General features: G+C 66.5%; 23 protein-coding genes. 17 read left to right on the top strand and 6 right to left on the bottom strand.

Translation table 11 applies throughout. The features are described 5' to 3' along the window. Positions 1 to 43 precede the first annotated feature (43 nt). From M9921_07560 to M9921_07570, 3 genes are all read right to left on the bottom strand, one after another. The gene (locus M9921_07560) at positions 44 to 700 is read right to left on the bottom strand and encodes a hypothetical protein (protein ID MCO5296697.1); all 657 of its coding nucleotides are present in this window, start codon (positions 698 to 700) and stop codon (positions 44 to 46) included. Positions 701 to 775: 75 nt separating this feature from the next. Next, the gene (locus M9921_07565) at positions 776 to 1,015 is read right to left on the bottom strand and encodes a hypothetical protein (GenBank protein ID MCO5296698.1); all 240 of its coding nucleotides are present in this window, start codon (positions 1,013 to 1,015) and stop codon (positions 776 to 778) included. 155 nt (positions 1,016 to 1,170) lie between these two features. Beyond that, positions 1,171 to 2,277 (bottom strand): DUF1385 domain-containing protein, encoded by a 1,107-nt coding sequence (locus M9921_07570; GenBank protein MCO5296699.1) that lies wholly within the window; start codon positions 2,275 to 2,277, stop codon positions 1,171 to 1,173. Positions 2,278 to 2,365: 88 nt separating this feature from the next. On the opposite strand from M9921_07570, the gene pfkA reads away from it, so the two are divergent. From pfkA to M9921_07625, 11 genes are all read left to right on the top strand, one after another. Further along, positions 2,366 to 3,328: a 6-phosphofructokinase gene (gene pfkA / locus M9921_07575; GenBank protein MCO5296700.1), complete on the top strand. Its 963-nt coding sequence runs from the start codon at positions 2,366 to 2,368 to the stop codon at positions 3,326 to 3,328. After that, positions 3,325 to 4,275, top strand: coding sequence for a 1-phosphofructokinase family hexose kinase (locus M9921_07580; GenBank protein MCO5296701.1), 951 nt, complete (start codon positions 3,325 to 3,327; stop codon positions 4,273 to 4,275). Before pfkA ends, M9921_07580 begins: the two co-directional genes overlap by 4 nt. 78 nt (positions 4,276 to 4,353) lie before the next feature. Then, entirely contained in the window at positions 4,354 to 5,109 is a 756-nt protein-coding gene (locus tag M9921_07585) for a zf-HC2 domain-containing protein (GenBank protein MCO5296702.1), read from the top strand. Further along, a complete protein-coding gene (locus tag M9921_07590; protein MCO5296703.1) occupies positions 5,106 to 5,771 on the top strand; it encodes a hypothetical protein in 666 nt (221 codons plus the stop codon). Before M9921_07585 ends, M9921_07590 begins: the two co-directional genes overlap by 4 nt. 95 nt (positions 5,772 to 5,866) lie before the next feature. Continuing rightward, positions 5,867 to 6,610, top strand: a complete 744-nt coding sequence (locus M9921_07595) for a YebC/PmpR family DNA-binding transcriptional regulator (GenBank protein ID MCO5296704.1) — start codon at positions 5,867 to 5,869, stop codon at positions 6,608 to 6,610. After that, positions 6,607 to 7,692 (top strand): rhomboid family intramembrane serine protease, encoded by a 1,086-nt coding sequence (locus M9921_07600; protein ID MCO5296705.1) that lies wholly within the window; start codon positions 6,607 to 6,609, stop codon positions 7,690 to 7,692. The genes M9921_07595 and M9921_07600 overlap by 4 nt, the downstream gene beginning before the upstream one ends. Next, positions 7,689 to 8,366, top strand: a complete 678-nt coding sequence (locus M9921_07605; GenBank protein ID MCO5296706.1) for a lysophospholipid acyltransferase family protein — start codon at positions 7,689 to 7,691, stop codon at positions 8,364 to 8,366. The genes M9921_07600 and M9921_07605 overlap by 4 nt, the downstream gene beginning before the upstream one ends. A 45-nt stretch (positions 8,367 to 8,411) precedes the next feature. After that, positions 8,412 to 8,882, top strand: a complete 471-nt coding sequence (gene moaC / locus M9921_07610; protein ID MCO5296707.1) for a cyclic pyranopterin monophosphate synthase MoaC — start codon at positions 8,412 to 8,414, stop codon at positions 8,880 to 8,882. Continuing rightward, positions 8,858 to 9,343 (top strand): MogA/MoaB family molybdenum cofactor biosynthesis protein, encoded by a 486-nt coding sequence (locus M9921_07615; GenBank protein MCO5296708.1) that lies wholly within the window; start codon positions 8,858 to 8,860, stop codon positions 9,341 to 9,343. Before moaC ends, M9921_07615 begins: the two co-directional genes overlap by 25 nt. Then, positions 9,337 to 10,107, top strand: coding sequence for a TatD family hydrolase (locus M9921_07620; protein MCO5296709.1), 771 nt, complete (start codon positions 9,337 to 9,339; stop codon positions 10,105 to 10,107). Before M9921_07615 ends, M9921_07620 begins: the two co-directional genes overlap by 7 nt. A 189-nt stretch (positions 10,108 to 10,296) precedes the next feature. Then, positions 10,297 to 12,930: a M14 family metallopeptidase gene (locus tag M9921_07625; GenBank protein MCO5296710.1), complete on the top strand. Its 2,634-nt coding sequence runs from the start codon at positions 10,297 to 10,299 to the stop codon at positions 12,928 to 12,930. Positions 12,931 to 12,979: 49 nt separating this feature from the next. Here the strand turns inward: M9921_07625 and M9921_07630 are convergent, their stop codons facing one another. Beyond that, positions 12,980 to 14,173, bottom strand: coding sequence for a dipeptidase (locus M9921_07630; GenBank protein ID MCO5296711.1), 1,194 nt, complete (start codon positions 14,171 to 14,173; stop codon positions 12,980 to 12,982). A gap of 166 nt (positions 14,174 to 14,339) precedes the next feature. Further along, positions 14,340 to 14,744: a large conductance mechanosensitive channel protein MscL gene (gene mscL / locus M9921_07635; GenBank protein MCO5296712.1), complete on the bottom strand. Its 405-nt coding sequence runs from the start codon at positions 14,742 to 14,744 to the stop codon at positions 14,340 to 14,342. A gap of 132 nt (positions 14,745 to 14,876) precedes the next feature. Between mscL and M9921_07640 the strand changes: the two genes are divergently transcribed. From M9921_07640 to acpS, 3 genes are read left to right on the top strand one after another with little or no spacing between them, the layout of a single operon-like run. Then, positions 14,877 to 15,611, top strand: coding sequence for a polysaccharide deacetylase family protein (locus tag M9921_07640; protein MCO5296713.1), 735 nt, complete (start codon positions 14,877 to 14,879; stop codon positions 15,609 to 15,611). A 47-nt stretch (positions 15,612 to 15,658) separates the two neighbouring features. Then, positions 15,659 to 17,644, top strand: coding sequence for a heterodisulfide reductase-related iron-sulfur binding cluster (locus M9921_07645; GenBank protein MCO5296714.1), 1,986 nt, complete (start codon positions 15,659 to 15,661; stop codon positions 17,642 to 17,644). Then, positions 17,641 to 17,973 carry a holo-ACP synthase gene (gene acpS, locus M9921_07650; GenBank protein ID MCO5296715.1) on the top strand — a complete coding sequence of 111 codons (333 nt, stop codon included), beginning with the start codon at positions 17,641 to 17,643 and terminating at the stop codon, positions 17,971 to 17,973. The genes M9921_07645 and acpS overlap by 4 nt, the downstream gene beginning before the upstream one ends. On the opposite strand, the gene M9921_07655 is transcribed toward acpS, so the two are convergent. Continuing rightward, complete coding sequence (locus M9921_07655; protein MCO5296716.1) at positions 17,970 to 18,992, bottom strand: hypothetical protein; 1,023 nt, start codon at positions 18,990 to 18,992, stop codon at positions 17,970 to 17,972. The genes acpS and M9921_07655 overlap by 4 nt on opposite strands. 81 nt (positions 18,993 to 19,073) lie before the next feature. Here M9921_07655 and M9921_07660 point away from each other — a divergent pair, with 81 nt between their 5' ends. From M9921_07660 to pstA, 3 genes are read left to right on the top strand one after another with little or no spacing between them, the layout of a single operon-like run. Then, on the top strand, positions 19,074 to 20,075 hold the full coding sequence (locus M9921_07660; GenBank protein MCO5296717.1) for a PstS family phosphate ABC transporter substrate-binding protein: 1,002 nt from the start codon (positions 19,074 to 19,076) through the stop codon (positions 20,073 to 20,075). Between the two features lie 2 nt (positions 20,076 to 20,077). Further along, positions 20,078 to 21,013 carry a phosphate ABC transporter permease subunit PstC gene (gene pstC / locus M9921_07665; protein ID MCO5296718.1) on the top strand — a complete coding sequence of 312 codons (936 nt, stop codon included), beginning with the start codon at positions 20,078 to 20,080 and terminating at the stop codon, positions 21,011 to 21,013. Then, complete coding sequence (gene pstA, locus M9921_07670) at positions 21,013 to 21,882, top strand: phosphate ABC transporter permease PstA (protein ID MCO5296719.1); 870 nt, start codon at positions 21,013 to 21,015, stop codon at positions 21,880 to 21,882. The genes pstC and pstA overlap by 1 nt, the downstream gene beginning before the upstream one ends. Positions 21,883 to 21,884 lie beyond the last annotated feature (2 nt).

The following is a 21,884-nucleotide window of genomic DNA, read 5'->3' on the forward strand; positions in this document are numbered from 1 at the left end:
AGGGTTTCTGAAAGTATAGCGCAGGGGTCGGCCAAAAGCGCGGTCAATCGAGCGGAACGAGCCGCCCCTCGACGCCGCCGCGCCCGGATTCCCAGGAGTAGACGCCGACGAATCGCGCGTGCGATCCGCCTTGGCAAACCGCGGTCTTCCCGACCAAGACCGGCTGCTCGAGCACGGTGTGCGAGTGCCCTCCGAGGATCACGTCGATTTCCGGACACGCCGCGGCGAGTTCCAGATCCTGGCGGTGGCCGATGTGGGTCAGCGCGATCAGCACGTCCACGTCTGGGCGCAGAGCTCGGGCGATGGCGGCCGCGCGGGGAAGGGGCGGATCCCAAAGGTAGTGGCTCGCTGCTTTGGAGGCCATCCGCTCGGTGACCATCGGCACCATCACGCCGAGGATCCCCACGCGGACGCCCTTGTGCTGCAGCACGAGGGACCCGGGCAAGGGCGGCGGCTCTCCGGCTCCCTTGGCGCGCAGGTTGGCGCACAGCAGCGGGTGGCGTGCGCCCCTCAACTTGGCTTCGAACGCCGAGGCGAGTGGGTGCGTTTCCCGGTTCCCCAACACGCCAGCGGAACAGCCGGCGGCGTGAAGCCTGCCCCACGCGGGATCCTCCCGCACCGGAATCGCGAGGTTGCCCGCCTTGATGCAGTCCCCAGAGTCGAGCAGGAGAGCGCCTTCTTGTTCGCGCAGCGTTCGCAACGCCTCGGCCTTGGCGTCGTCGAGCCGGCCGTGAAGATCGTTCGTGTGGAGAATCGTCAGTCTCAGGACCGGATTCTACTTCGGCGTTCGGTTGGCGATGATGTCGAGGAGCAGCATGATGCCCATGAACGAAACGCCAAGGATGAAGCTGAGCCGCGAGATAAAGTCGTCGAAGTTCGCCTTTCCGCGGAACGTCGTGCGGACGCCCGACCCGCCGGACATCGCGTCGCCCTTGCCCGTGAAGAACACGAGCGCCGAGAAGACGAAGGCGACGATGATCCCAATGACGAGAAGAGTGGTGTAGAGCGCTTGCACGGTAGAGGTGGCCTCGGCGGGGGAGTATACCTGGGGGACGGGAATCGGGAATCGGGAATCGGGAGTCGGGGGACGGGAATCGGGAGTCGGGAATCGGGAGTCGGGAGTCGGGAGTCGGGAATTGGGAGTTGGGAGTTGGGAGTTGGGGGTGGAGTTTAGATGGGGATCTCCAGACCCAGCATGCCGGACAGCCAGGCGACGGCGGCGCCCGCCAGCAGCGCGCCTCCCATGACGTGGAACAGGCCGCTGCGCCAAAGCCGCATCGGAAACGCGGGCGCGACCACGGAAACGGTCTGGTACCGATCGAGCAGCTCCTGGCCGGTCCTCACAGCGGATTGCACCTGGCGGTCCGTGGGGGGCTTCGTGGTCACAAACCACTGCATCGCGCCCCCGAGAGGCCGCCAGAGCATCAGCGTCGCCAAGCCGGCGACAAGCAGCCGCAACTGCTCGTCCGGGATGAACCCGGCGTGGAACAGCCCGAGGAACACCGCCGCCCCTACCGCGAGGTTCGTGCCGCAGCGCGGATGGACGCGCGGCATGCGCTTGACCGTCTGCGGTTCGAGCCGCTCGCCGCGTTCGATCGCATGGACGACCATGTGCTCCGAAGCGTGCGTTCCGGCCAGCGGAAGCAGCCGCATGCCCAGGAGAAACAACCCGACCGGAAGGAGCTCGCGCATCGCGTTGGCCCAGGACTCCGACAGTCCCTGCATCCAAAGGCGGGTGGCCAGAAGATCTGAGATCGTCGCCGCGCCGAAGAACAGCGTGAACAGCAGCATCCCCGTCGTGACCAGGGCAAAGTGACCCGCTCCGGCGGAGACCGCGCCGGTTGTCAGGTAGACGCCGAACGGGGTGGCCATGCCCCCGATCGCCGGTGGACGGATTGGCTCTTGGAACTTCGGAAAGAGGTCCGACGGCGCGAGGATGCCCAGGACGCGCCCGTGCTCGTCCGCGACCACCAAGGTCGACGGATCCTCGTCGAACCGACGCAACGCGTCCGCGCCCGTCGCGTGCGGCGCGATGACCCTGGCCGGACGAACCGCCGCATCCAGCGGGTCGTCGGGAACCATGCCCTCCGCCAGACACTGCGCGAGCGACGCCTCGGTCACGATCCCGGCCAAGACCGGTTCATCCAGCACCACGACCAAACCGCCCTCCGCGTGGCGCAACTTGGAGGCCGCGACTTCGAGCGATTGCCCGAGGTGCGCGGTCTCCGCAAAGCGCAACAGCGCGCCAACCGGGTGCGCGAGGGGATTACCAGCCATGGGAAGCGTCCATTGTACTTCCACGTGCGCGACGAAGCGAACGTGCCGAGAGTCTTTCCATTGGGGGCGCATGCGCCCGGGTGGAACCTTGAAGAAAATCGGAGTGCTGACGAGCGGCGGCGACGCCCCGGGGATGAACGCCGCGATTCGGGGAGTCGTGCGGACGGCCGTCGGGCGCGGAGCCAAGGTGCTGGGGTTCAAGCATGGCTACGAGGGTCTCGTGGCCAACGAATTCGAGCCGCTGAAGTCCGTCAGCGTCGGAGGCATCATCAGTCGCGGAGGGACCATTCTCCGCACCGCCCGGAGCGAGGAGTTCCGAACGGGGGATGGCCGCGTCAAGGCCGTCGAGAACCTGAAGAAGAACGGGGTCGAGGGGCTGGTCGTCATCGGGGGCGACGGATCGCTGACCGGCGCCCTGCTTCTCCACGAGGAGTTCGGGTTTCCCGTGATGGGCGTTCCCGGGTCGATCGACAACGACATCAGCGGGACGGACTTCTCCATCGGGTTCGACACGGCGGTCAACACGGCGGTGGAGGCCATCGACCGCGTGCGCGACACAGCCTACTCGCACGAGCGGGTGTTTGTGATCGAGGTGATGGGGCGATCCAACGGGTTCATCGCGGTCGAGGCCGGGTTGGCTTCCGGTGCCGAGGCCATTCTCATTCCCGAGATTCCCTACTCGATCCTCGAGGTGTGCCACGGCATCCGCAGCGCGGCCGGAAAGGGCAAGCTCAGCAGCCTCATCATCGTGGCCGAAGGCGCTGCCAAAGCCTCGGACATCAAGGACTTCATCCAGAAGAACACGGGGTTTGATGCCCGCTACCTCGTCCTCGGCCACATGCAACGGGGCGGGAGTCCCACCGCGTTCGACCGCGTCTTGTCGTTGAGGCTGGGCGCGTTTGCGGCAACGCGCCTTCTCGACGGCGTGCGCGGCGAGATGGTGGGGGTCGAAGGGAGTCGGCTCGTCTCCCATCCCTTGGACTACGTGCTGCACACCGAGAGGGCCGTGGACCCCAAAAAGCTGCTGCTGGCCGAAGTGATGGCCCAATGATCGCCACCGTCACGCTCAATCCGTCGATCGATCACAGCTTGTTCGTCAAGCGGTTGTGCGTGGGCGACACGAACCCCGTTCTCCGCACGGAGATCGATGCGGGCGGTAAGGGAATCAACTTGGCCCGGGTGGCCGCCGAGATGGGAGCGACGACCCTCGCCGTCGGATTTCTCGGAGGTGGGCCCGGGGCGTATGTCCGGCGCGTTCTCGACGACCAGGGCGTTCGGCACGCGTTCGTCGAGACGCGGGAACCCACTCGCGAGAACTTCAGCGTCGAGGACGAGTCCGATGCTCCACCCACCACCTTCAACGCGCGAGGTCCGCGCATCGAAAGCGACGAGCTCGAACGGTTGATGGCGCTTTGCGGCGAAGTCGCGGGCAAGTGCCGCTGGGCCGCGATGGGAGGTTCCGTTCCCCCTGGCGTTCCGTCCGGGATCTACCAGGAGCTGGCGGCCCTCTTCCTCCGCTCCGGCTGCCGAGTCCTGGTGGACGCCGACGGCGACGCGCTTCGGGAAGCCCTGGAGGCCGGCCCGGACCTGTGCAAACCCAATGCCAAGGAGGCGTCGAGACTCCTCGGGCGCCCGGTCGCGTCGACGCACGACGCGGTGGCCGCCGCACACGAGATCCTCGCGCGCCAGGGCTCCCACCGGGGCCGGATGACGATCGTCTCCCTCGGCGCGGACGGGGCCGTTCTGGCGACGCCCGAAGGGACGTGGATCGGCGAGACGCCGAAAGTCAAGGCGCGCAGCACGATCGGGAGCGGCGATTCGATGCTGGGAGCGTTCCTTTGGGCCCTCGAGGAAGGCCGGCCTCTGACCGAGGCCTTTCGCTGGGGCCTTGCCGCCGGCGCGGCGACCGCGACCACGGACGGTTCGGAGATCGCGCGAAGACCGGTCGTCGAGAGGCTCTTCGCCGAGGCGTCGATCACCGCGGCGACGCCCCCCTAAAGAAACCAGGACGCGAACCGACAATCCTAACAGGCCGCATTTGTCGCGGCCGAAGAAACCTGAAGTGGATTGTTAGAGATGTCGGTTCAAAACGTCGAGTGCCAGATCGCGCAGGCCCAAATCGGGCGCTATCTCACGGGGGGAGCCCTCTCGCCCGAAGCGCTCGACCAACTCGAGGGCCACATCGGCGAGTGCGCCGCGTGCACGGAGCTGCTGCGCCAACGGCGGGAAGGACTCCAAGCGATGCTTGGCGGACACGCCGCCGTCCACGCCCCCGAAACGAATTCCCGCCCCGAGGCGGAGTCGAACCCCGCCCCGACCGGATCCCTGGTCGGACGGCTCCGCGAACAACTCATCCAGGCCGCGACGGCGCCTGCGCCCCCACGCGAGGGGGCGCCGGAAGGGCGCGCGCTGCTCAAACCCCTCCTGTGGTCCGGCGCGCTCGCGGTCGTTCTTGTTGCGATGACCGTGCTCTCCAAGAACCCGACCCTGGTGTTCGGGGAGAAGGCCGCGCCGCCGACCGCGAGCGAGAAGGCGCAGCCCGACGCTGAGCCCGCCGCACCCCCCTCGTCCCCTCCAAAGCCTGCCGAGAAGACGCCCGAGCCGGTGGCGACGGCCACCCCCGAGACCAAGCAGGCCGGCGCGGATCCTGTTTCACAAGCCAATCCGACACCGGCGCAACCCAAGCCGACGCCGGCGAAACCCAATCCGGCGCGCCCCGCCGCGACCCCACCCAGAGTCGAATCCAAGGCACCCCCGCCCAAGCCCGCAAGCGGCACGATCCGCGTCTACGACGCGAACGGCAACCCCATCACTCCCAGGAGCCAATCATGAAGAAGACCCTACTTGCCCTCGTCCTCCTCCTCGCCTCCGTCTCCGCATTCGCCCAGGACGGACCCAAGGTCGAGCAGGACGCCGCCGGAACCGTGACGATCAGCGCGTCGGGAGACGACGTGCGAAAGGTCCTGCACCAACTCTTCACGCAAGCCAAGAAGAACTACGTCTGCGACCCCTACTCGTCGTTCGTGTTGCACCTTTCGCTGACGGGGGTCGAGTTCGAAGAGGCCCTCCAGATCGTCTGCAAGCTCGCCTCCCTCGAGTACGAGGTGCAGAACGGCATCTACTTTGTGAGCCGCAAGAAGACGCCGGTGCAGACGAAGGCCGCCGAGAACGTCAAGGCGGCGCAGGCGGTCGAGAAGCCCAAGGGCAAGCTGCCGGCGAGCGTGCTGGACAAGATCGTGAACACGCGCCTCGACAAGACCGACCTCAAGCTCGTCTTCAGCGCGTTTGCGAAGCAGGCCGGAATCACCATCGAAGTTGCGCCGTCGGTCCCCGCCTACAAGATCGACGCGTACCTGGTGAACACGTCGCTCAAGTACGCGTTGGACGTGGTGACCGAAGCGACGGCCCTGAAGTATCGGTTCACTGAGAACCAGACCCTCGAGATCTACAAGCCGGAACCCGAGAACCACGTCAAGGTCGTGAGCGGGGGGTAGCCGACGCCGTCTGCCGTCCGTGATTCCGGGGCTGGGAACCGAGGTGTTTGTCCTCGCCCCAGCCCTCTTCCATGCCGTCGTGCCAAAATGCTCGCATGGCAGGCCACTCCAAGTGGAAAAACATCAAGATCCGCAAGGGGAAGCAGGATGCGATCCGAGGCAAGATCTTTACGAAACTCAGCCGCGAGATCATCGTGGCCGCCCGCATGGGTGGGGGCGACCCCGACTCGAATCCCCGTCTGAGGCTCGCGATCTCCAAAGCGCGCGAAAACTCGGTTCCCAAGGAGAACATCGAGCGCTCGATCCAGCGCGGCACGGGCGAGATCGAAGGGGCGGCGTACGAGGAGCTGACCTACGAAGGGTACGGCCCTGGCGGCGCCGCGATCATGCTCGAGTGCTACACGGAGAACAAGAACCGCACGGTGGCCGAAGTGAGGCATGCGTTCAGCAAGTCCGGCGGGAACCTGGCCGAGAACGGATCGGTGAGCTGGCAGTTCAAGCACGTCGGGCAGATCGTGGTTCCCGCCGAGGGCGTGGACGAGGAGGAGCTGACCCTGCAGGCGCTCGAAGCCGGCGGCGACGACGTATCTTCGGAGGACGGCACGTTCGTGATCACCACCGCGATCGAGTCGCTGCACAGCGTCAACGACGCGCTGGAGAAGATGGGTGTGAAGACCACCGACGTGGGTTTGAGCTACGTGGCGACCAACAAGGCGGAGCCCACGGGCGACGACATTCCCAAACTGCTGCGGCTGCTGGACGCCCTCGATGACCTCGACGATGTTCAGGAGACGTATGTCAACGTCGATGTGCAAGAGGAGTGGCTTCAGGACGAGTGAGCAAGGCGGGCCGCATTCCGATCGTGGCCCTCATCCTGGTGGCTGCCAACTTGGTCGCGGCATTCGCGGCCGCGTTCCGACCTGAGCTCGTGGCTCAGTTCGGCTTTGTTGCGGCCCGGCCTTCCACAACGACGATCTTCGCGAGCCAGTTCCTTCACCTCAACCTGTTGCATCTGTTGGGGAACATGGTCTTTCTGGCGGCGGTCGGGCCGGCGGTCGAGCTGGCGGCGGGTTCGCTTCGGTTTGCCACGGTCTACCTCTTGGGAGGCCTGGGTGGAGTCGGCGCCCACGCGCTCCTGGCGGCCCCGGACGCGGCCCCGATGATCGGCGCCAGCGGCGCGGTCGCCGCCTGCGCGGCGTACTACTCGCTGCACTACCTCTCCCTGCGCGTTCCGCTCGCTCCGAAGCTCGGCGCATCGATCGCGGCGCTGGTTGGCGTATGGCTGGTGCTCCAAGTGGCGGGCGCCTTCCTCTCCTGGGGGGGCTCCGGCGGCACGGCCTACTGGGCCCACCTCGGGGGCTTCGCCACCGGATTGGTGCTCGGTCTCGTGATGAAGGCGCCCAGCATGGCGCGCCTCGAGCTGGGCCATGCCGTCCTGCGCGAAATGAACGCACGAAGCCCCGCCGCGGCCGTCGCGGCCGCGCGACGCCACCTGGAGGAGCATCCGAGCGACCTTGCCGCGATGAGGGAGCTTGCCGCCGCCTTGGGTCGTCTGGGGGACATCGACGAGGAGGCCGCGGTCTGGTGCCGGATCCTCGACCTCACGCCCGAGTCCGGCCAGGCCCCGGCGTTGCGCGAACTGGATCGTCTGCAGCGACTGTCCGTCCTGCCTTCGCTTCGCCGAACCCTGCTGGCGGAGCGCTTCAAAGACCCGGACCCCGAGACGGCGCGGCGCCTGCTTCAGTCCGTGGTCGAGGGGTCCCAAGACGATCCGCAGCGCCCGGACGCGATGCTCGCCCTCGTCGCCCTGGAGCGCGAAACGAGCCCGTCGAGGGCGCAGGACCTGCTGGCTGAGCTCTTGCGCATCTATCCGATGCACCCGGCCGCGGAGCTCGCCCGCACCCGAGGGTGGGCCTCATGAAGCGGGCTTGGCGCTACATCCGCCCGATCGTTCTCAGCGGCCTGGTTTACGGCTTGGCGCGGCTGTTGGGCTTGACGCTGCGGTTTCGAACCGAGGGGATGGAGCCGTTCAAGGCCTTGACGTGCGGCTGGATCGTGACGGGCTGGCACGGGAGATCGCTGCTTGCGGTGAACTTCTTCCGCAAACGCGGAGCGTACGTGATCATCAGCTTGTCCCGCGACGGCGAGATGCAGAACCGAGTGTTCCGCTGGTTCGGGTTCAAGACGATTCGCGGCAGCACGGGACGCGGAGGAGCCAGGGCGGCCATCGAGTCGATTAGGGTGCTTCGGAAGGGTGCAGGCATGACGATCTCGCCCGACGGGCCGCGGGGACCGAGCGGAGTCGTCCAGAACGGCGTGATGCTGATGGCGCAGAAGTCGGGTGCGGCGCTTGTGCCGGTCGGTTTCAGCGCCCACCCGCGGTGGCTGGCGCCGACGTGGGACCGCTATCTGGTGCCGTGGCCGTTCGCCAAGGTGCTCCTCGTCTTTGGCGAGCCCTTGTACGTTCCGCCGGAAGCCACGGCGGACGAGGTGGAGGTGCTGCGTTTGAAGCTGGAGGATCAGATGCACCAGTTGCAGGCCGATGCCGATCGCCGACTGGGCGTCCAACCGTGCGAGGTTGCCGGCGAGTCGTAGAGCCGCTTCCCGCCCGATTCTCGGCGCCCGGGCTAAACTCCATCCATGGCGGAGCTTTCGCACGTGAAGGCGGATGGAACGGTACAGATGGTCGACGTCGGGGGCAAGGCTTCCAGCTCGCGAAGGGCGGTGGCCGCGGGATTCCTCCGTTGGACCCCAGCCCATCGCGAGGCCGTTGGATCGTTGCCCAAGGGGGATGCGCTGACCATCGCGCAGGTGGCGGGCATCCAAGGCGGGAAGCGGTGTTCGGAACTGATTCCGCTTTGCCACCCGCTACCCCTTTCGCTGCTCGACGTGCGGCTGCAGGTGGAGGAGAGCGGCGTCCGTATCGAGGCGGAGGCGAGGACCGATGGGCCGACGGGCGTGGAGATGGAGGCGTACACCGCCGTGGTGGTCGCGGGCATCACGCTGATCGACATGCTCAAGGGGGTCAGCCCGGACCTGGTGCTTGAGGACGTGCGGCTGCTCGAGAAGACAGGAGGCAAGACGCCATGGAAGCGCGAGTCGGAGTCGTAACGGTCAGCGATTCCCGCTCGGCCGGACGGCAGGAGGACCAGAGCGGCCCCGCAGCCGTGGAAGCCCTGCGCGCACAAGGCTTTTGCGAGTGCGAGACGCGGCTCGTTCCCGACGAGATCTCGGCGATCCAAAGGGCGATCGCAGAACTCTGCGAGACCTGTGCGGCCGTGTTCACCACGGGAGGAACGGGCTTTTCGCCGCGCGACGTCACCCCGGAAGCCACCTCGACCTTGCTCGATCGGCGGGCCGACAACCTGGTGGAGCTCATGCGCCTGAGGGGGCTGGAGCACACGCCGATGAGCCACCTGAGCCGAGGCATCGCCGGGGTCCGCGGGGCGACGCTCGTCGTCAACCTCCCAGGCTCTCCGAAAGCGGTGCGCCAAGGGTTGGACGCGTTGGCGCCCTTGCTGCCGGACCTTCTCAGCGCCCTTCAAGGCGACGGATGCGGCCACGGATGCTGATCGACACGCACTGCCACCTGAACTTCGCCGACAAGTTTCCAGACCCGGCGGCCGAGATCGCCCTTGCCGCGCGCGAGGGCGTGGGACGACTTGTCGTCGTGGGATGCGACGAGGAGACGAGCCTGGCGGCGGTCGAGTTGGCGGACGCGCACGAGGGGGTCTACGCGGTGGTTGGGTGGCATCCGACCTCCGCCGCGAGCTTCAACTCCGCCGGCCTCCTGGCGATCGAAGCGATGCTCGCGCATCCCAAGGTGGTGGCTGTCGGCGAGATCGGGCTCGATTTCTACTGGGACTTCTCCACCCCCGAGCAGCAGCATCGTTGTCTGCGGGACCAGCTCGATCTCGCCCGGGCGCACGCCATGCCCGTGGTCTTCCACTGTCGCGAGGCTTGGAACCCACTCCTGGACGTGTTGGAGGCCGATGCGCCGCAACCCTATCTCTTTCACTGCTTCTCGGGCGACGCCGCCCAAGCCGCCCGGGCGCTGGCGTTGGGAGGAGTGCTCGGGTTTGACGGGCCGATCACCTACAAGAAGAACGACGCGCTCCGCGCCATCGCCAGGGACACTCCCGCGGACCGCATCGTGTTGGAGACGGACAGCCCCTACCTGTCGCCCGAGCCGTTCCGCGGAAAGCCCAACCGCCCGGCGAACGTCAAGTTCGTCAACGCCGCCCTCGCGGCGGCGCGCGGGATCAGCGCAGAGGCGTGTGCAGAAATGACGACGGCCAACGCCATAAGGTTCTTCCGGCTCACTCCCCCCGCCTGACCCCGACTCCCGATGCCCGTCTCCCGACTCCCGACTCCCGATTCCCGATTCCGACTCCCGATTCCCGTCTCCCGATTCCCGTCTCCCGACTCCCGATTCCCGTCTCCCGATTCCCGTCTCCCGACTCCCGATTCCCGTCTCCCGATTCCCGACTCCCGATTCCCGTTCCGAGTACCCTATTCGAATCGCATGAAACGGTCTGCTCTCCTCCTGCTCGTCGTCCTTGCGTCCTTGGCCCAAGCCCAGACGTCGCCGAAAGCCGAGTTCGGCCACGCGCTCGGGGACGACTACTTCCTCGCCAACTACCAGCAGCTTGAACGCTACTGGAAGAAGCTGGATCGCGAGTCGCCCAGGTTCAAACTCGAGTCGATCGGCAAGACCGAAGAGGGCCGCGAGCAGTACATGGCCATCGTCACCGACCCCTCCAACATGTCCCGGCTGGCACGGTACAAGGAGATCGCGCGCAAGCTGGCGCGCGCCGAAGGCGTCGACGAGTCGGAGGCGAAGGCCCTGGCCGCGGAGGGGAAGGCCGTCGTCTGGATCGACGGCGGGCTTCACGCGAGCGAGGTGCTCTGCGCACAGGCCCTCATGGAGATGGGGTGGCAGCTCGTGAGCCGCGACGACGAGGAGACGCGGCGGGTGTTGAGGGATTGCATCATCCTGCTCGTTCACGCGAACCCCGACGGACACGATCTGGTGGCGGACTGGTACATGCGGAATCCGGACCCCAGCAAGCGCTCGCTCAGCGGACTTCCCAGGCTCTACCAAAAGTACATCGGACACGACAACAACCGCGACTTCTTCGCCTCCACGCAGAGCGAGACGAAGAACATGAACCGGGTCATGTACAGCGAGTGGTATCCCGAGATCGTCTACAACCATCACCAGACGGGCCCTGCGGGAACCGTGATGTTCTCGCCGCCGTTTCGCGACCCCTTCGCCTACGAGTGCGACCCGCTGGTGCGAACGGGACTGGACTTCGTGAGCTCCGCGATGCACGACCGGTTCCTCGCCGAGGACAAACCGGGCGTCACGATGCGGAGCGGCGCCACGTACTCGGGCTGGTGGAACGGGGGCCTGAGGACCATGGCCTACTTCCACAACATGATCGGCATCCTGACCGAGACGATCGGCAGCCCGACGCCGACCCGGATTCCGTTCGTCAAATCGAAGCTGTTGCCGAGCCAAGACCTTCCCGCTCCCATCGAACCGCAGGAGTGGCACTTCCGCCAGTCGGTGGACTACTCGATCACCGCCAACTACGCGATTCTCGATTACGCGTCCCGCTACCGAGAGGAGCTGCTGCTCAATTTCTGGAAGATGGGCCGCAACTCCATCGAGAAGGGTCGAACGGACACGTGGACGCCGAATCCGCGGAGAATCGAGGAAGCCCGAAGCTTCGCCGATCTTCGCAAGCCCGCCGACCGCGATCCTCGCGCGTTTCTCATTCCGGGGGACCAAGCGGACTACGCGACCGCCGTCAAGTTCGTGAATACGCTCATGGAGACGGGTCTCGAAGTTCGCCGAAGCGCCGGATCGTTCTCCTACAAGGGCAAGACCTACCCCGCGGGGACTTTCGTGGTCCGCGCCGACCAAGCGTTCCGCCCGCACGTGCTCAGCATGTTCGAGCCGCAAGTGCACCCCGACGATTTCGAATACCCGGGCGCGCCACCGACGGCGCCCTACGACAACGCGGGCTGGACGCTGGCGTACACGATGGGGGTGCAGTTCGACCGCACGTTGGACGCCTTCGACCAGCCCCTCGACCTGCTGCGGACTCCCGCCAAGCCGACGGTGCCCTGCGATCTGCGGTCCGATTCGGCGGGCTACGTCATCGACCCACGGGTGAACGATGCGTTCCTGGCCATGAACCGAATGATGAACGATGGCGTGGACGTGTACCGCATGGCCGGCACGCAGGTTTCGGCCGAGGCCCCGGTTCCCCTCGGCGCGTTCTGGGTGCCCGCAACCGAACGGACACGGCAGCTCCTCGAGGGTCTGGCGAGGGAGAAGGGGGTGCGAGCGTCCAATGCCGGTTCGAAGCCTTCGAGCGGCCTGGTCCGACTCCGTCAGCCTCGGATCGCCTTGCTGGATCGCTATGGCGGTTCGATGCCGTCGGGCTGGACCCGTTGGGTTCTCGAACAGTTTGAGTTTCCGTTCACTGTGGTGTATCCGCCCGAGATCGACCGGGGAGACCTCTCCAAGTTCGACGTGTTGGTGATGGTGGACGGCATGACGATCGGTGGCCGCGGGCGGGGCGGCGGCGGCGAAACGCTGGAAGGGGTCCCCGACGAGTGGCGGGTGCGGCAGGGCTCCCTTTCCGTCGACGAGTCCCTCCCAAGAGTGCGCGAGTTCGTCGAGCGCGGAGGGACGGTGGTCGCGATCGGAAGCGCGACGGGGATTGCCCAGCAGCTTGGCCTGCCCGTCGCCAACGCCCTGGTGGAAACCCAGAACGGCTTGGAGCGGCCGGTCTCGCGCGAGAAGTTCTATGTCCCAGGCTCGGTGTTGCGTGTGCGGCTGGACCCCTCGCACCCGCTGGCGTTCGGCATGCCCGAGCAAGTGGATGTGATGTTCGACGCCAGCCCCAGCTTCCGGCTGACCGGAGACGCCGATCGGATCGCCTGGTACGACACCGACCATCCGTTGCGCAGCGGTTGGGCGTGGGGCCAGGAGCGTCTGGAGAACACGGTCGCGGCCGTCGCAACGAAGCTGGGAAAGGGGCGGGTCGTGCTGTACGGGCCCGAGATCCTCTTCCGGGGCCAACCCCACGGGACGTTCAAGCTCCTCTTCAACGCGCTGCTCCTTGGCCAGGAGCAACCCTGAGGGTCGCCTGTTTGGGGACGGGCGAACATCGCCGGTGGGCTGACGGGGCTCACCCGTGTCGGGGCGCGCGAGAGGAGTTCTGCAATCGCCTCGCCACCTCCTCTGCCTCGCGCATCACGCGAAGAACGTTGAGGCCGAGGAACTTCTTGACTTCTTCTTCCGAGTAGCCGCGGCGCAGCAACTCGGCGGTGAGAAGCGGATACTTCGACACGTCCTCCAGCCCCTCGACTCCACCGCCCCCGTCGAAGTCGCCACCAATTCCGACGTGGTCGATGCCCGCGACTTGGACGATATGGTCGATGTGATCCGCCACGCCCTTCAGGTTCGCTTTGGGCCGCGGATGATCGCGTTCCCACTGCTGCAGCATGGCGGCCGCATCGGCTTGATTCTGGAACCTGGCTTGCGCCGCCGAGCGATCTGCGCGCCAGGCGGAGGAGTCGGCGACGTAGGCTCCGAGGACGACCGCCATGACCACGCCGCCGTTCTTCTTGACGAGCCGCAGCACGTCGTCGGGGACGTTGCGCGGGTGGTCGCACACCGCCCGCGCTCCCGAGTGCGAGAAGATGACCGGTGCCTCGGTGACCCTCAGGGCATCGCGCATGGTGTCCGGTGAAACATGGGAGAGGTCCACCAACATGCCGATCCGGTTCATCTCGCGCACCACTTCCTCGCCGAACGGGGTGAGGCCCCCATGTTCGGGCTTGTCGGTGGCCGAGTCCGCCCACGGGGTGTTGAGCGAATGCGTGAGCGTCATGTACCGCGCACCCATGGCATACGTCATGCGAAGGACGGCGAGCGACGAGTCGATGGAATGCCCGCCTTCCATGCCGATGAGGCTCGCGATCTTGCCTTCGTGGAAGATCCGTTCGACATCCGCAGCGGTGCGCGCGACTTCGAAGGTATCCGGATAGCGGGCTGCAAGTCGGTGCACGGTGTCGATCTGTTCGGTCACCATCTTGACCGCAGCCGGCCCGGTCACGGTGGCGGGGATGTAGACCGACCAGAACTGCCCGCCCACCTCGCCCTGCCGCAACCGCGGGATGTCCGTTTGACCCGTGGGCAGGCCTTTGTCAAGCCCCGCGAGGTCGGGATTGCGAGACCGCGACGCCCACGGCAGGTCGTTGTGTCCGTCGATGAGCGGCACCTCGCGCTGAAGCGCCCGGGCCCGCGCCAGGACGTCCTGGCGCGACGGGGCCGCCCCCGTCGCCAAGAGCAGCGCCGCGATGCATACGATGCGGATCATAGAAGAAGGGTTCTGCGCACACATGCAGAACCCCTCTTGCCGCAGGCGGCTCGACTCCCGACTCCCGACCGACTCCCGACTCCCGCCGACTCCCGACCGACTCCCGATTCCCGACTCCCGATTCCCGATTCCCGATTCCCGATTCCCGATTCCCGATTCCCGTCCCCTACCCCTTCGCCCTCAGCGCGTCGCGGATCTCCGCGAGGAGCACCTCGGTCTTGGAGGGTTCGGGGGGCGCGGCGGGCGCGGCCTCTTCCTTCTTCTTCACGCGGTTCATCGCTTTCACCATCAAGAAGATCGCGAAGGCGACGATCACGAAGCTCACCACGTGGGTGATGAACGTGCCGTAGTTCAAGGTGACGGCGCCCGCTTCGGTGGCTGCCGCCGGCGACAGATAGGGGCCCGGTGTGGCCCCCTCCTTGAGCACGACGAACTGGTTCGAAAAGTCAAGGCCCCCGGTCAGCAGTCCGATCAACGGCATCAGAAGGTCTGCGACGAACGAAGACACGATCGTTCCGAACGCCGCGCCGATGACGATACCGATCGCCATGTCGAGGACGTTGCCCTTCATGGCGAATTCCTTAAACTCTTTTAGCAAATCTGATCTCCTCCAATCTGGGGACGATCCAGCGTCCCCATTTGCAACGGTTGGACCGCAGACGGCAAACACGTGGTGTCTTGATTGCGCCCACTATAATGGGCCATGTCGGGGTCGGGACGGGTGTGGCCGGGCAAGGTGCGCGGAGGAGTGAGCCTCACCTACGACGGCACCCTCGAGGAGCACCTTTCCGACGTCGTTCCGGTGTTGGACGCGCACGGGCTGCGGGGCACGTTCTACGCGTATCCGCCCAACCTCGTCAAGCTTCCTTTGGACTGGATGAAGGTCGTGGAGAACGGGCACGAGGTGGGAAACCACAGCTTGATGGGGCTGACCGATCGCGACGGGATGCTTCCGGACCTGTCGCCTGAGCTTGCGCTCGAGGACGTGCTGGAGGGGGAGCGGTTGCTCGAAGAGCTGTTTCCCGAAGCGAACCACAGCTTTGCGCAACCGGCCGTTCGCGGGTTCACGGAGACCTTGAACCCCGTCGTTCCTCCCATCTTGCGCCGGTCGATTCTCCGACTCAACGACCAGGTGTGCGCCCTCGCAACCGATCGCTTTCCCGCCTCGCGAAGTGCGCACGACGGGCTGAACCCGGTCGGCGACACGGCGCCGAACGCCGTCCGCTCGATGCTTGCCGACGGGATGGATGCCGAGGCGTTGATCCTCCTCGCCAAGATGGCGAGGACAGAGCGCGCGTGGCTGGTGCTCGTGTTCGGTGGGCTCCGGGACAGCGAGTTCGACCCCGATGCGCACGAGGGCCTGTGCCGATTCCTCGCGGACCAACGGGAGGCGTTGCTTGTTGCCCCCCTGGTTGAGGTCGCCGCGCGGTTTGGGTAGCCGGTCTTGGTAGGATGGAGGCGCCGCATCGGCGAAAAGGAATCCTCGTGACCCCCACGCGACAAGAGTTTCTGTTTCTCTCCGGTACCGAGAAGGCGCTGTTCTACGTGTTGGCGGCGCTCTCCGTCGCGGTGATGTTCGCCCAGATTTGGCAAAGGGCGAAGCTGTGGCGGGCGGGGCGGCCCATCGGCTGGAAGCCCACTCCGATCGCCTCGATCTGGACGTACGTGCTCGGACAGCGCAAGGTGCGCCAGCAGAGGCGCTCCAGCGGCGCGCCGATGCACCTGCTGATCTTTTACGGATTCCTGGCGCTCTTCATCGGAACCACGTTGCTGGGCATCAACACCTACTCGCCGTGGAAGTTCCACCAGGGCCTCTACTACTTGGTTTACGAGGCCACGCTCGACGTGCTGGGTTTGGGCTTCCTCGTCGGGGTGGCGTGGGCGTTCCTGCGCCGCGTGCGCTTCAAACCCGCGTCCATCACGTGCGAACCCGCGGACCTCTGGGCCCTGGCGCTCCTGTTCGTCGTCGGAGCGACCGGCTACGTGCTCGAGGCAGCCCGCATGGCCGCGAACCCCCAGCCGTTCGACGTCTCCGCACCCATCGGCTGGGCGCTCTCCCTGCCGCTGAGCCTGGTCTCTCCCGACGTCTACCGGGGCGTGTGGTGGTTCCACATGGTCTGGGTGTTCGTGTTCTTCGCGGTGCTTCCCAGGATGCGGATCCGGCACATCGTGATGGCGATCTTCAGCCTCGGCGGGCAGCCGCAGAGGCCTTGGGGCCGGCTCGAACCCATCTCGCTGGAAGAGGTCGAGAAGACGGGGAAGATCGGCGTTTCGGAGCCCGCGGACTACTCGCGGTGGCACCTGATGGCTCTCGACGCCTGCATGGAGTGCGGTCGTTGTACGGACGTGTGCCCCGCGAACGGGGTCGGCAAGGTCCTCAACCCCAAGCGCGTCGTGCAGGATCTGCGCGGCGCGATGGCCTCCGGAACGGGAGTGGTCGAGGCGGTCGGCGCCGAGGCCCTGTGGGACTGCACGACCTGCTTTGCCTGTGTCGAGGCGTGCCCGGTCGGCATCCGCCACGTGGATCTGATCGTCGATGCAAGGCGCAGCCTCGTGGCCGAGGGCCAGCTCGCGGGTTCGGCCGCCACGATGCTGCGCCAGGTGGGCTCCACCTCCAACGCGTGGGGGCAGGGCGCCGAGACGCGCGAGGAGTGGATGAAGGGGCTGGACGTGCCCCTGGCGCGGGACGGGGAGCCCTTCGACGTCCTGTTTTGGGTGGGGTGCGCGGGTGCCACCGACCCGGGGGCGGTCAAGACGACACGCGCCGTGGCGAAACTGCTCAAAAAGGCGGGCATCCGCTTCGCATGCCTGGGCAGGGAAGAGAAGTGCACCGGAGACCCAGCGCGGCGGGTGGGTGAGGAGTTCCTCGCCCAGGAGATGATCCAGCAGAACGTGGCGATGCTCGACCGCTACGGCGTGAAGAAGATCGTGACAACGTGTCCCCACTGCATGAACACGCTGCGGAACGAGTACGGACCGTTTGGAGGCGCCTACGAAGTGCTCCACCACACCCAGGTGTTGGCCGAGGCGATCGCCGAAGGCAAGTTGAAGGCGGCGACCCCCGACGAGGGGGGAGTGACCTACCACGATCCCTGCTACCTGGCGCGGGTGAACGGCCACGCGGACGCGCCGCGGGCGCTCGTCGGCCAGAAGACCCACCTCGACCAGCCCGGCCTCTTGGAGGACGCGGTCCAGCGGGACGTCCGGCGCGGCCATCTTCTGGAGCCGGCCCGGTTTGGCCGGAAAACCCTGTGTTGCGGGGCGGGGGGAGGGCGCATGTGGATGGAAGAGCCTGTCGAACGAAGGCCGGGCGACCGACGGGCGCGCGAACTTGCGGCCACCGGGGCGAAGACGGTCGCGGTCGCATGTCCGTTCTGCAGGATCATGCTGGACGCGAGCCTCAAACAGGTGGGATCGGAGACCCTTCGCCTGGTGGACCTGGCCGAACTGGTCGAGCAGGCCAACGCGTGATCCAGGGGCTCGGCATCGATGTCGTGGAGGTCGCGCGCATCGAGAGGGCGATGCGCCGCCCGAGGTTCCTCGAGCGCATCCTCACCCCCGGCGAGCGCGAGACGGAGCTGACGCCGGCCCGCGTGGCCGGGCGATGGGCCGCCAAGGAGGCCGCGGCCAAGGCGATCGCCCTCTCCCTGACGTGGCAGGACGTCGAAGTGATCCACGACGCCTCGGGGCGACCCTTGTTGAAGTTCGCAACCCCGCTGCACGGCACGCGCGTCCACCTCAGCATCAGCCACGAGCGGGGCCTTGCCGCGGCCGTGGTGGTCGTGGAAACCGCGTACTAGGCGTTGGCTTCCGCCCGCTCCCGCTCGCGGGCCTCGCGGATGGACTCGAAGAGCATGTAGAGCGTCTTCTCCATCACGGCGCGGGCGTAGTCGCTCTCGGCCCCCCGGGCCTCGAGATCGAGCGCCGTCGCCAGCACGACGGCAGCGTCCTCGGGCGCGCGCGTGTGCGTGATCCAAGCCAGATCGCGCAGCCGCAAGGCGTGGTCCGCGACCACCTCTTGGGTGAAGAGCGCCGCCCTCCTGCCCGCGACCAGCGCGTCCCGCGCGGCTTGCGTCTCCTTCTCGCCGCGGTCCTTGTTGGCTTCGCGGTCCTCGTAGAGCTGGACCAAGAGCGGCGACGCGGACCCCAGTTCGAGCCGCCACGGGAGCGCGGGCAGCACCTCCAGGGCCAGTTGGAACCGTTGCTTCTCCGTCGCGTCTGCGGCGGCCAGCGAATCCGCCGGGTGGGGGGCCTCCTCGGCACGGGACAGGATCTTGCCCCAGTACGCCACCACGGAGGGGGCCCGTCCCTTCTGGCGCCCCAGGGCGCCGGCAATGCGGCTCAGCGCGTACTCGGGCGGCACCGGACCGCAGACGATGGGAGGACGCGGGGTGTGACGGTATCGCTCGAGGGTCGTCTCCGCCTCCTCGACCGGCGTCGTCCGTTCGGCCGCGTCCACGATGCCGTCGGTCGCGTGGAGGACCGTTTCGAGCCAAAGGACCTTGTCGCCGCTCTGCTCGCCGTAGACCACCCACGAGCAACCCTCGCCGTCGGCGCTGGCCAAGAGGCCGGCCGCAAACGTGTCCGACGCGTCGCGGGACTCCTCTTCGTCGACCGGGTCGATCGGAGAGGGCTCGATCCCGGCCTGCAAGAGCAGATAGAGCACCTTGCGAAGCGCCCGCCGGTCCGGCTTCGTGTCGAAACCGCGCTCCAGCTCGGCGACCGTATCGGCGAGGATCTGGCTCGGATCCCGCTTCGCTTCGGCTTCGAACGCACCCCAATCGCGGTTCTTGATCCACGCACTCCATTCGCGACGCATGGGACATTATGCGGAGATTAACGACCCGTTAACAATTGGTCGGTAGTCTCGCTCTGCACCCCCAAGGTGTGAGGAGTTCGTATGCGAAATCGAATTTGGATGGGTTGGGTGGTGGGCGCCCTGTTGGCCCTCGGCGCAGCCGGATGCGGCGGCGACAAGACCGAATCGGGCACCGACACCGTGTCGGGCGCCAACGCGAATGCTTCCTTGAGCGGCAGCATCGCCATCGACGGCAGCGGGACCGTGTTTCCCATCACCAACGCCGCGACCGAGGAGTTCATGGGCAAGCACCCGGGCGTTCGGATCACCGTGGGCGATTCGGGAACGGGCGCCGGCATGAAGAAGTTTCTCAGCGGCGAAACGGACATTTGCGACGCCTCGCGGCCCATCGAGGATGAGGAGGTCGCCGACGCGGCCAAGGCCGGCATCGAGTTCATCGAGGTCCCGATCGCCTACGACGGGCTCTCGATCATCGTCAATCCCGCGAACACGTGGGTCGACAAGCTGACGACCGAGGAGCTCAAGCGCATTTGGGAACCGGGCAGCAAGGTTATGAAATGGAGCGACGTGCGGCCGGGCTTCCCCGACAAGCCGATCCACCTCTTCGGCCCGTCGACCGCACACGGCACGTTCGAGTACTTCACCGAGGCGATCGTGGAGCAGAAGAAGAAGCAGCGGCCCGATTTCCAGCAGTGCCCCGAGTACAACCAGCTCGTCGAAGGCGTGGCCACCGATGAGAACGCTCTGGGCTATGTGGGCTACGCGTACTACGAGCAGAACAAGGCCAGACTCAAGCTGGTCCCCGTCGACTCGGGAAGCGGCCCGGTCGCCCCGTCCGAGGCAACGATCGCGGACGGCACGTACTCGCCCCTCTCGCGTCCGCTGTTCGTCTACGTGAAGAAGAGCGCGTTGGCGCGATCCGAGGTCAAGGCCTTTGTCGACTACCTGATCGGAGATGGACGCGGCATCATCGGCCAGACAGGTTACGTCCCGTTCCCTGACGCTCTCTACACGAAGGTGAAAGAGCACGTCGACGCCGGGACGACCGGGCGTGTCCCCGAGCTGACCAAACTGTCGGGTTAACCGTGGCGACGGCTCCCGAAGCAACGGGCGCCCAGGCCGGAGCTTTCGTTCGAAAGTTCCGGCCTCAGCACGCCAAAGAGGCGGGCATCAAGCTCGTTGCCTTCCTTTGCGCCGCCGTGTCGGTGCTCACGACGCTGGGCATCCTCTACGTGCTGGCCAGCCAGGCGATCACCTTCTTTCGCGAGGTGCCGCCTTCGGAGTTCTTCTTCGGCAGCCAGTGGAACCCGCTGATCGAGCCCCGCAGCTTCGGGGTGCTGCCCCTGATCACGGGCACCCTGCTGATCACCGTGGGGGCGGGGGCGATCGCCATCCCTTTGGGGTTGATGGTGGGTATCTACCTGAGCGAGTACGCACACCCAAGGGTGAGGGGGGTGCTCAAACCCATTCTCGAAATCCTCGCGGGCATCCCCACGGTGGTGTACGGGTACTTCGCGCTGTTCTTTATCACCCCGCTCTTGCGTGAGGCGTTCCCCTCGGTGCAGGTCTACAACGCCGCGTCGGGCGCGATCGTCGTGGGCATCATGGTGCTCCCGCTGGTGACCTCCTTGTGCGAGGATGCGCTGGGGGCGGTGCCGAAAGCGCTGCGAGAAGCCGCCCACGGATTGGGCGCCACGAAGTTGGAAGCGACCCTTCGGATCGTGGTGCCGTCGGCCCTCTCGGGCATCATGGCGTCCTTCATCCTCGCGTTGTCGCGCGCCGTGGGCGAGACGATGGCCGTGACCCTGGCCGCGGGCGCGCGACCGCAGTTGACGTTCAATCCCGCGGACAGCGTCCAGACGATGACCGCCTACATCGTCGGCGTGACGAGCGGCGATGTCCGACAAGGCTCCACGGCCTACAACTCCGTGTTCGCGGTCGGCATCACCCTCTTTGCCATGACCATGGTGATGAACCTCCTCGCCATCCGGCTCGTGCGGCGATTCAGGAGCGCGTACTGATGATGGTCGAACTCCACGAACGCCGGTTCAACCAACGGCGGCGCATCAAGGAGAAACTGTTTGTCGCGCTGTGCTTCACGGCGACCTTGATCGCGATCATCGCGCTCGTGGCGCTCTTGGTCAAAGTCGTGCGGGACGGTGCGGGACGGTTGAGCGCCGAGTTCCTGACGAGCTTCCCCTCCTACAAACCGGAGCGGGCCGGAATCAAGTCCCCGCTGATCGGGACCGCGCTGGTCGTGGGACTCACTGCCCTTATCGGGATTCCGATTGGGGTCGCGGCCGCCGTCTATTTGGAGGAGTTCCAGGATCGGAAGACGCGGCTTACCGAGTTCATCCAGGTCAACATCTCGAACCTGGCGGGTGTGCCTTCGATCGTCTACGGTTTGCTTGGGCTTGCCGTCTTCGTCCGCTGGATGATGCTGGGCCGCAGCATCCTCGCCGGTGCGCTCACCATGGCGCTGCTGATCCTCCCCATGGTGATCATCGTGAGCCAGGAGGCGCTGCGTGCCGTTCCCAGCGCCTATCGCGAGGGATCCTACGCGCTGGGCGCGACGCGCTGGCAGACGATCCGGCGCCAAGTGCTGCCCGCTGCCGCCCCCGGTATTTTTACGGGGGTCATCCTAGCCATTTCCAGGGCGATCGGCGAGACCGCCCCGTTGATCGTCGTCGGTGCCGCCGCTTCGGCGAACTTCATTCCGCGCAACCTGATGGACAGCTACGTGGTGCTGCCCCTCCAGGTTTTCTCCTGGTCGCGCTATCCGCAAGAGGCGTTCCACCAGAACGCGGCTGCGGCGATCATCGTGCTGCTGGTGGCGCTCCTGCTGCTGAACTCCGTCGCGATCTACCTCCGCGGCCGCGCCCGGCGCTGAGG

It is taken from the genome of Fimbriimonadaceae bacterium, assembly GCA_023957775.1.
Classification (GTDB): Bacteria; Armatimonadota; Fimbriimonadia; order Fimbriimonadales; family Fimbriimonadaceae; genus JAMLGR01.